This window comes from Gloeomargarita sp. SKYB120, assembly GCA_025062155.1.
Taxonomy (GTDB): Bacteria; Cyanobacteriota; Cyanobacteriia; order Gloeomargaritales; family Gloeomargaritaceae; genus Gloeomargarita.
The window spans coordinates 1-8,433 of sequence record JANXAM010000052.1; the positions used below are offsets into that span (position 1 = coordinate 1).

The following is an 8,433-nucleotide window of genomic DNA, read 5'->3' on the forward strand; positions in this document are numbered from 1 at the left end:
GTTTGACGTGAATGCCGTGCAGGAAGTGCGGGCCGACAGCGATACAGCAACAACACCTGACAATTCACTGGGCAATTAATTGATTCATTGCGGTTTGATCAAAGCAGCGACAGCAGGGGCAATTTCTTTAATCAACGGTGCGAAAATAACGGCTGCGGCTGCGGCAATGATAACCGTTCGACTAATTGCGAGGTTGTCTCGGGACAGTTGGAGAAATCGCTCTTCCCATTTATCCACTCGTTGCACGGTCGCCCTGATATCTGTTTCTAACTGGTCGAGCCGTGCTTCGATTCGGTCGAGCCGGGTGAGGACTTGGGTCTGAAAGTCTTGGGGTGATAATTCGGGTGGCATGGACCTGGCACCTATCCTGAACCGTTGGTGCTTTCAGCCGCCAGCGCCGCCAACCGCTCCTGTTGGTCTTTCACGATGCAGGCTTCGATAATTGGGTCCAGTTCGCCTTCAAGAACGCTGCTAAGGTCAAAGTTTTGGTTCAACCGGTGGTCGGTCACGCGGTTGTCTTTGTAGTTATAGGTGCGAATTTTTTCTGAGCGCGCGCCAGTCCCCACCTGCGAACGCCGTAAAGAACTTACGGATTCCTGCTGGGCTTTCAATTGCATGTCGTAAAGCTTAGCACGCAGCAGTTGTAACGCCCGCTCCTTGTTCTTGTGCTGGCTGCGTTCTTCTTGGCAATGAATATGAATCCCGGTAGGTTTGTGGAATAAATGCACCGCCGTTTCCACCTTGTTGACGTTTTGGCCACCAGCGCCACCGGAACGCGCCGTGACAATCTCAATGTCGTTAGGGTTGATTTCCACCGTCACTTCGTCCACTTCCGGCATGACGGCGACAGTCGCCGTTGACGTGTGGACGCGCCCTGCCGCTTCGGTCACAGGAACCCGTTGGACGCGATGGGTGCCAGCTTCAAATTTCAACTTGCTATACACGCGGTCACCTTCAATTTCCAGCACCACTTCCTTGAAGCCCCCTGCTTCCGCCGGCGATTCGCTCACTAGTCGCACTCGCCATCCCTGGCGCTCGGCATACCGGGTGTACATGCGCATCAAATCGCCCGCCCAAATGCCTGCTTCGTCCCCACCAGCGCCGGCGCGAATTTCCAGCATGATGTTTTTTTCGTCGTTGGGGTCTTGGGGAAGCAGCAAAATTTTCAATTCCTGTTCCAGTTGGGCCAGGCGCTGGCTGAGGGCTTCCACTTCCTGCTGGGCGATGGCTTGAAATTCCGGGTCGCGGGCCGATTCGCGATAAAGTTGCTGCGCGTCCAGGAGTTCCCGCTGGGTGGCTTTCCAGGCGTTAAAGGTGCTGACAATGGGTTCCATCGTCGCCCGCGCCTTGCTGATGCGTTGCAATTCCTGGGGGTCGCTCACCACTGCCGGGTCAGCCAATTGCCGGTCGAGGTCCTGGTAGGTGCTTTCAATCGCCTTGAGTTTTTCCAGCAGGTACGCTTCCGCCATAGGATGGAACTACCGATGAACGCCCAATTATTTTAACGCAATGGATGGGGAGCGCTTCGCCGTCGTGATGACCGCCGATGGTAGTCCCACCATTCAGGATTTAACCCATCCCCAGCGGGAATGGATGCATCACCGGGGCGGGGCCTACCAGGAAACCCAATACATCTACGGCGAGGCGATCCGGGCAGTGTTAGCCAGATGTACGCATCCCCGCTTTTTAGTGGTGGGGTTGGGATTGGGCTATATCGAAATCCTCATTGCCTGCGAGTGGTTAAAAATCTCCCGCGCTGATACCTGTCGGATTCTTAGCTTTGAAGCCGACGAACACTGGCGAACCAACTTTCAACAATGGTGCCAGGGCCAGCCCACTGAACTCGACGCCATTTACCAGCTACGGGATCAAAAATTTCAGCAAGACTATCCCCAACAAATGCGCCATGCGCCGGCGTGGTTACAACAATTTTTAGAACTGCATGGTCAATTGGATAGGCTCCCCCAGTGGCAAGGGCAAATTCACGGGATTTTGTACGATGCCTACAGCGCCAAAACATCGCCGGATTTATGGCAAGAAACCTTTTTGGCGGCATTGATTCAGCACTATGCAGCATCGCCCTGTTTGTTTGTAACCTACGCCAGCACCGGTAGCCTGAAACGAGCCTTGACCGCTTGTGGTTTTACCCTGCACCAGCGAGCGGGATTTGCGGGCAAAAAAGCATCCACCTGGGCAACCAGAGGCTGGGAGTTGCAAGGCTAAAATACAACCAAAACAAACGCGGCTGGGGGGAAGGCGATGGCCGAACAGCAAGGGGAATTACTCCTGACACCAGAGGCGGTGCAACAACGGATGCAACAACTGCGGGAATTGCTGCAAAAAGCCGCCCATGCCTACTACGTTCTGGACAACCCCATCATGCCCGATGAGGTCTATGACCAGCTTTACCGGGAATTGCTGGCACTGGAAGCACAACACCCCGAATGGATTACCCCTGATAGTCCCACCCAGCGCGTTGGCGACCAGCCCAGCCAGGGATTCCCCAGCGTGACCCATCCCACCCCCCTGTACAGCCTGGACAATGCCTTTGAGCTAGCCGATATGCAGGCGTGGGAGGAACGCTGGCGCAAACTCTGGCCCGATGACCTGCCGGACGATCTCTACGTGTGTGAATTGAAAATTGACGGGCTGGCTTTGAATCTCTACTACGAACGGGGCCTGCTGGTGTGGGGCGCAACCCGCGGCGATGGGGTCACCGGCGAAGATATTACGGCCAATGTCCGCACCATTCGCACCATCCCCTTGCGCTTGCAGACCAACGACCCGCCGGAAGGGGTGGAAATTCGCGGCGAAGCCTTTTTACCCCTGCCCATCTTTGAGGAACTCAATCGCCAGCGCCAGGCCCAGGGCGAACAGACGTTTGCCAATCCCCGTAACGCCGCTGCCGGCACCTTGCGTCAACTCGACCCCCGCATCGTAGCGCAACGGCGCTTGGATTTCTTTGCCTATGGGGTCGGTCAAGGGGTGGACCTGCCTACGCAAAAAGACGTCCTATTACAACTGGCCGCCTGGGGGTTTCGCATCAATCCCCACTTCCAGGTGTGTCGGGACCTGGCGGCTGTACAGGCGTATTACCAAACCTGGGTGGAGCAACGTTCACAATTGCCCTATGGCACCGATGGGGTGGTGGTCAAAATCAATCACCTGGCGATGCAAGCCCAGCTCGGGTACACCCAAAAATCGCCCCGCTGGGCCATTGCCTGGAAATTTCCCGCAGAGACGGCGGTAGCGACGCTCACCGGGGTGACGGTGCAGGTGGGACGGACAGGCACCCTAACGCCAGTGGCGGAACTGACGCCCGTGCGCTTGGCTGGCACCCAGGTCACCCGCGCGACCCTGCACAATGCCCAGCGGATCCAGGAGTTGGATATTCACATCGGCGACCGGGTGGTGGTGCGCAAGGCGGGAGACATTATCCCAGAAGTGGTGGAGGTTTTGACAGCATTACGCCCCCCCGACGCCGAACCGTACCGGTTTCCCACCCATTGCCCTGAATGCGGCGAACCCGTGGTGCAAGCGCCCGATGAAGCCGCCACCCGCTGCGTCAATCCCCACTGCCCTGGCATCATTCGCGAGCAGGTCCAGCACTGGGCCAGCCGGGATGCTTTGGACATTCGCGGGCTAGGGGAAAAAGTCGCGCAACAACTGGTCGCCCAAGGCTGGGTGCAAACGGTAGCGGATTTGTATCGCTTGACCGTTGAACAGTTGCAGTCGCTCGCGGGCTGGGGGGAAAAATCGGCCCGTAATCTGGTGGCTGCGATTGACCAGTCCCGCAGGCAACCGTGGCCGCGCGTGTTGTATGGGTTGGGGATTCGCCATGTGGGGGTGGGCACGGCGGAGTTATTGGCATCGCATTTCCCTAGCGCTGAAGCCCTGCAGCAGGCGACGGTCGCGGAACTGTGCGCCATCAATGGCATTGGTCCGGAAATTGCCCAGGCGGTGCATGATTGGTTTCACGACCCCGACCACCAAGCCCTGCTAGAGCAATTGCGCCAGGCGGGTTTGCAGTTGCACTACACACCGGCGACTTCCCAGACCGGCGGCCCCCTAGCTGGCAAAGTGTTGGTTTTGACAGGCAAACTGCCCCATTTGACCCGCCACCAGGCCAAGGCGCTCATCGAACGGGCAGGGGGCAAAGTCGCCAGTAGTGTATCCAGTCGTACCGATTACGTCGTCGTGGGCGAGGATGCAGGTGCTAAGCTGGAAAAAGCGAGGGAGTTGGGCATTCCGTTACTCAGCGAAACCGACTTGCTGGCGCTGGTTGGCGAGGGGTAAGTTGTGGTCGCCGGTTACACCCTAATTCTCGTGATTCTGGTCTTGGGCGGGCTGATTGCAGCGCTGGGAGACCGGATCGGCACGCGGGTGGGAAAGGCGCGGTTAAGCCTGTTCAAGTTGCGGCCCCGCACGACAGCCGTACTCGTCACCATCGCCACTGGGGGGGTCATTTCGGCCACGACGCTGGGGATTCTGCTAGCAGCGGACCAGCAATTGCGGGATGGCTTGTTTCGGCTCGATCAAATCCAAGCGGACTTGAAACGGGTGCGCAAACAAAAAGACGAAGCCCAAGCGGAACTGGAAGCGGCGCGGCAACAACTGGCTCGCACCCAAGCGGAACTCCAAGCTGCCGACCGGAATGTCAAAGCCATCGAAGCTAAACTCGTCGAAGTCAACCGCAACTATCAACAGGCCTTGGCCAAACTTGCGAGCGCTGAACAGGAATCCCGCGCCTTGGAAGCGCAAATTGCAGAGTTGAAAAAAGACCGCGCCCAGCTACAGGCGCAACTGCAACAAGCCCAAACCCAAGTCGCTCAGGCCAGGGCTCAAGCGGAACGCCTGCGCCGCCAGGGCCAGCAATTGCAAGCCCAGATTGCTCAACTGGAACAAGTGCGTGGCCGGTTGGAGCAGGAAATCGGGCAACTGCGCCAAGGGAATGTGGTCATCCGGCGGGAGCAAGTCTTGGCAACTGCCACCGTGCGGGCGATTAACGATAGGGATTTGGCGCGGCAAGCCGTGCAACAAACCCTGCAGGAAGCGAGTCGGGTGGCGGGCTGCCTGAGTCGTCGCCAGGGACCACTCGAAACCTGTCTCCATTCCCCGCAAGCAGGCAATCCCTATGCCCCACGCATTCGCATCAGTAGCGCAGAGTTCAATAATTTGGTCAATACCCTAAGCACAGGGCGGGATTACGTGGTGCGAGTGTTAGCAGCGGCCAATTACTCCAGCGGCGAACCGGAAGTGGAGGTGTTTACCGATGTTACCCCCAACCGGTTGATCTTTCCTGCCGGAGCGGTGGTGGCCCAGATTCCCATTGACCTGGACAACAGCGACGAGGTGGCGATTTTTAACCAGTTGGACCGCTTGTTTCTCGCGTCAAACGTCCGCGCCCGACAAAGCGGTATCTTGGCTGACCCGCTCACCAACAAAGTGGGTTCCTTCAGCCAGGTGGCGCTGGTGCAGTTCGTGGAGCAGTTGCAAAATCTCAAGGGTGTGGTGTACGTGCAATCGGTGACGCGCCGCCCCATCTACACCGCTGGTCCCCTGGACATCCAACTGGTGGCGGTTCAAAACGGGCAAATTATCCTGCGCTCGAGTTGACCCCTACTGGCACGGCACAACAACCGTGCGTCCTTGCAATTGAATTTGGGGTACCGGCGGCGGCACAGCGATAAATACAGTGGGTGTGGTCAGCGCCTGGGTCACCAGACAATTCGGGCCAGGCACCGACTCGGTGTAGTGCAGTCGCCAGTAGGTGCCCTGGTTATCGGTCACCGACTCCAGGCGGTCAATGCGCAACCCGTAACCGCCCGTAGGTCGAGAACCAATGGTGAACCCCACAACCGCTTGTCGGCGAAAATTGATAGGGGGGGCCGCAGGCCGTTGCAGGTTCAGGTCGAAGACCCGGCTGCGTTGCCAAAACCGCTGCCAAGACCTGCTATCGGTAAAGACCAGCACCTGGGGTCTAGGCACGAACTGACGCTCCAGCGGCGTTGGCCCCAAATCGAGCACTTGAAACGGAATGGGCGTTGTCATGGTTAGTGCTGGCGAGTGAAACGCTAGGCAGCCACTGAGTAGGCAAACGACCCAGGTCAAAACTTTTCGCAGGGGTGGGTGAATGGGTTGCATTGGCGCACCTCGTGGGATAGAGAAAAGTCGTTCGCTGTTGCTGTTGACCGTTCCCTGTCCTCTGAGTTCCTTAAGCAGCGCCCCGCGCCAGAGCCATGGCCCGTCGGACAGCGGCCTCCGCGTTGATCACCCCGTGCCCGTAGAAGGGGTCGTAGCCCGGCGCGCCCTGGTCATAGGCAGTTTGGGACAGGATACTGCGCACTTGGGTGGCCGTCAGCCAGGGATTGACACTCCACAGCAGGGAAGCCACACCTGTGACGTGCGGCGTTGCCGCCGAGGTGCCGTTGAGGTAAATCTAGCCGAACCGGATGACACCGTTGCTCTGCCAGGCCCCGGTAGCAATCACCTCCGAAGGAGCCATCACCGTCAAGCCAGCGCCGTACGTGGATGAGTTCCACGCGTTCTGTTTGCTAAGGTGGAGATATTCACGGTAATCCCTGAGTGATTCAGGCGGTAAAACAAGGCTCTCGTGCTGGTTAAGCGTTGGTCGAAGATCTAAGTCAGCCAGATTTTGAAAAAGAGTTGGGAGTTGAGCACCGGGTAGTCACAAGGGCTGAGTTGCTTGAGCAGGGACTTGACAAGACTTGCAAAAGATGCCATGGTAAGCTGTTTTTTTCTATCGTCTTAGGGGAAGAATATACAACATTCTTTTCCTTTTTCCTAGTCCCTTAAACTGGCGTTCAACACTTCTGGGTTTATGCCAAGAATCTGAAAGCCATGCAGAAAACTGATAATTCCAAAAATAATTTTGCTTTCCAAGTCTCGAATCTCTATTCCTCCAGGATAAACAAGAAAACTCTCAGTAGCTCATCTGCGAAAAACCTGTGTGTAAGCTTTGTATTTGTTCCTATCTAATACATCTGACGCGTATTTCAGGCAGCCATCAAAATTGAATTGAATTCTACCTGTTACGTCTTCGTTAATTGGCCTAAAAATTGTGCTTCAGCCACCCCAACATGGATAAGGTGATTGGAGATAACATTTTGACTTACGAAGTGGAGAACAACCTTTGCACCTGCAGTAAGTGGCAACTAAGTTTCACCAGAAATGATTTTTTCTATACGGTTGTTGCGAAATGTTTCCACCCTTTCTGTAAATGATCCAGCGATTTCAAAGGCATCTTTAATAGTCTTCATAGCTTTGTACTCGAATGACAGTAGGTCTCGGCATCTGCTTTGCCAAAAAGTTTCTCAGTCACTTCCACGCTACCATATCCTCAACTGCAACTGCACTAGCAAATACAGGACGTAATACACGGTACGACTTGCACAAGCATTTCACCTGTTTCCAGAACGTCTCCCACCTGAACCCAACGCTGCCGGTTGGTGTAGCCATAGATTGGGCCAGCGCCGTTTACTAATCCCACCCATGTTTCGGCATCCGATAGGGCCATAGTTGACGAGAGGGATTGGATTTTTCCCGTTGCGGTGATGGCCTGAACTGAGGTTGATTCACAAACTGGCACTGCGCCCACGAGGACTTCGGTCTCGGCCAGTTTGACTAGGGATTTGCTGTAACTGCGCTGGGGAATGGTGCATTGCCACACCCGTCCCCGATTGCTCAGTAACCAGACCGTTTGCTCTGGCTGCCATATCCCCACCGCCAGCACGGCGTCGTCTGCTGGAAATCCCCATTCCCCTTGCCACACATCACGAGTCGTCATGACCGTGCTGCATCCCCCCTGACTGATGAACCACAGGGCTTCTGCTTCTGGGGAAATCAAGACTGGCAATAACCCGGCATCCCAGTCCAATCCATCTGTAAGCCAATCGCGTCCAGGGTCAGCGCTGGCAAAATCCTGAAGGGTCAACACCTGCACACCCCCCCGGCGCCCAAACATCAACAGTCGCTGCTCCGGCTGCAATATCCCCTGCCAGATCAGAGGGTCTTCGGGAAGGGCTGCGAGTTGCAATGACAATTGTCGGGACCCAGCCACAGAGACTCGTCGCCAAAAGCCGCTGGCGCTGAGTTGGACGGTGAGGGGTTGTTGGGGTGAGGACGGCCTTGGAGCAATACGGGTGCGCCGGGGCTGGCTCCCAAACTGCTTCTGCAATTGCCGCAGTTGTTTCTTCAGTTCCCTCAGGCGCTCGTTGCGGTCCTGTTGCAAGTGAGCCAGGCGCTGTTGCTGTTGTTGCAGTTGCTGGAGTTGCGCGGCAAGGGCGTCGGCTTCCAAACGAGTCAACCGTTTCAGGGGGGTGGATAACACGGTCTCGGCCTGGTTAGCGGTTAAAGCGAGCTGGTGCATCAAGGCTTGCCGGGCCTGGTCGAGGTCGTCCGCCTGGCGCAAAA

Annotated in this window: 8 protein-coding genes; 3 read left to right on the forward strand and 5 right to left on the reverse strand. The window is 56.6% G+C overall.

What is annotated here, in order from left to right:
* Positions 1–84: 84 nt before the first annotated feature.
* Positions 85–351, reverse strand: coding sequence for a hypothetical protein (locus tag NZ705_11995; protein ID MCS7293664.1), 267 nt, complete (start codon positions 349–351; stop codon positions 85–87).
* A gap of 11 nt (positions 352–362) precedes the next feature.
* Positions 363–1,469, reverse strand: a complete 1,107-nt coding sequence (prfA, locus tag NZ705_12000) for a peptide chain release factor 1 (GenBank protein MCS7293665.1) — start codon at positions 1,467–1,469, stop codon at positions 363–365.
* Positions 1,470–1,509: 40 nt separating this feature from the next.
* On the opposite strand from prfA, the gene NZ705_12005 reads away from it, so the two are divergent.
* From NZ705_12005 to NZ705_12015, 3 genes are read left to right on the forward strand one after another with little or no spacing between them, the layout of a single operon-like run.
* Entirely contained in the window at positions 1,510–2,223 is a 714-nt protein-coding gene (locus NZ705_12005; GenBank protein MCS7293666.1) for an MnmC family methyltransferase, read from the forward strand.
* Positions 2,224–2,259: 36 nt separating this feature from the next.
* Positions 2,260–4,296 carry an NAD-dependent DNA ligase LigA gene (gene ligA / locus NZ705_12010; protein MCS7293667.1) on the forward strand — a complete coding sequence of 679 codons (2,037 nt, stop codon included), beginning with the start codon at positions 2,260–2,262 and terminating at the stop codon, positions 4,294–4,296.
* A gap of 3 nt (positions 4,297–4,299) precedes the next feature.
* On the forward strand, positions 4,300–5,616 hold the full coding sequence (locus NZ705_12015; GenBank protein ID MCS7293668.1) for a DUF3084 domain-containing protein: 1,317 nt from the start codon (positions 4,300–4,302) through the stop codon (positions 5,614–5,616).
* Positions 5,617–5,619: 3 nt separating this feature from the next.
* Here NZ705_12015 and NZ705_12020 read toward each other — a convergent pair whose 3' ends face one another.
* The 3 genes from NZ705_12020 to NZ705_12030 form a co-directional block, all read right to left on the reverse strand.
* Complete coding sequence (locus tag NZ705_12020; protein ID MCS7293669.1) at positions 5,620–6,051, reverse strand: protease complex subunit PrcB family protein; 432 nt, start codon at positions 6,049–6,051, stop codon at positions 5,620–5,622.
* A 163-nt stretch (positions 6,052–6,214) separates the two neighbouring features.
* Positions 6,215–6,439, reverse strand: a complete 225-nt coding sequence (locus NZ705_12025; GenBank protein ID MCS7293670.1) for a S8 family serine peptidase — start codon at positions 6,437–6,439, stop codon at positions 6,215–6,217.
* 936 nt (positions 6,440–7,375) lie between these two features.
* On the reverse strand, positions 7,376–8,433 hold a 1,058-nt coding region (locus tag NZ705_12030), incomplete at its 5' end, for a hypothetical protein (GenBank protein MCS7293671.1).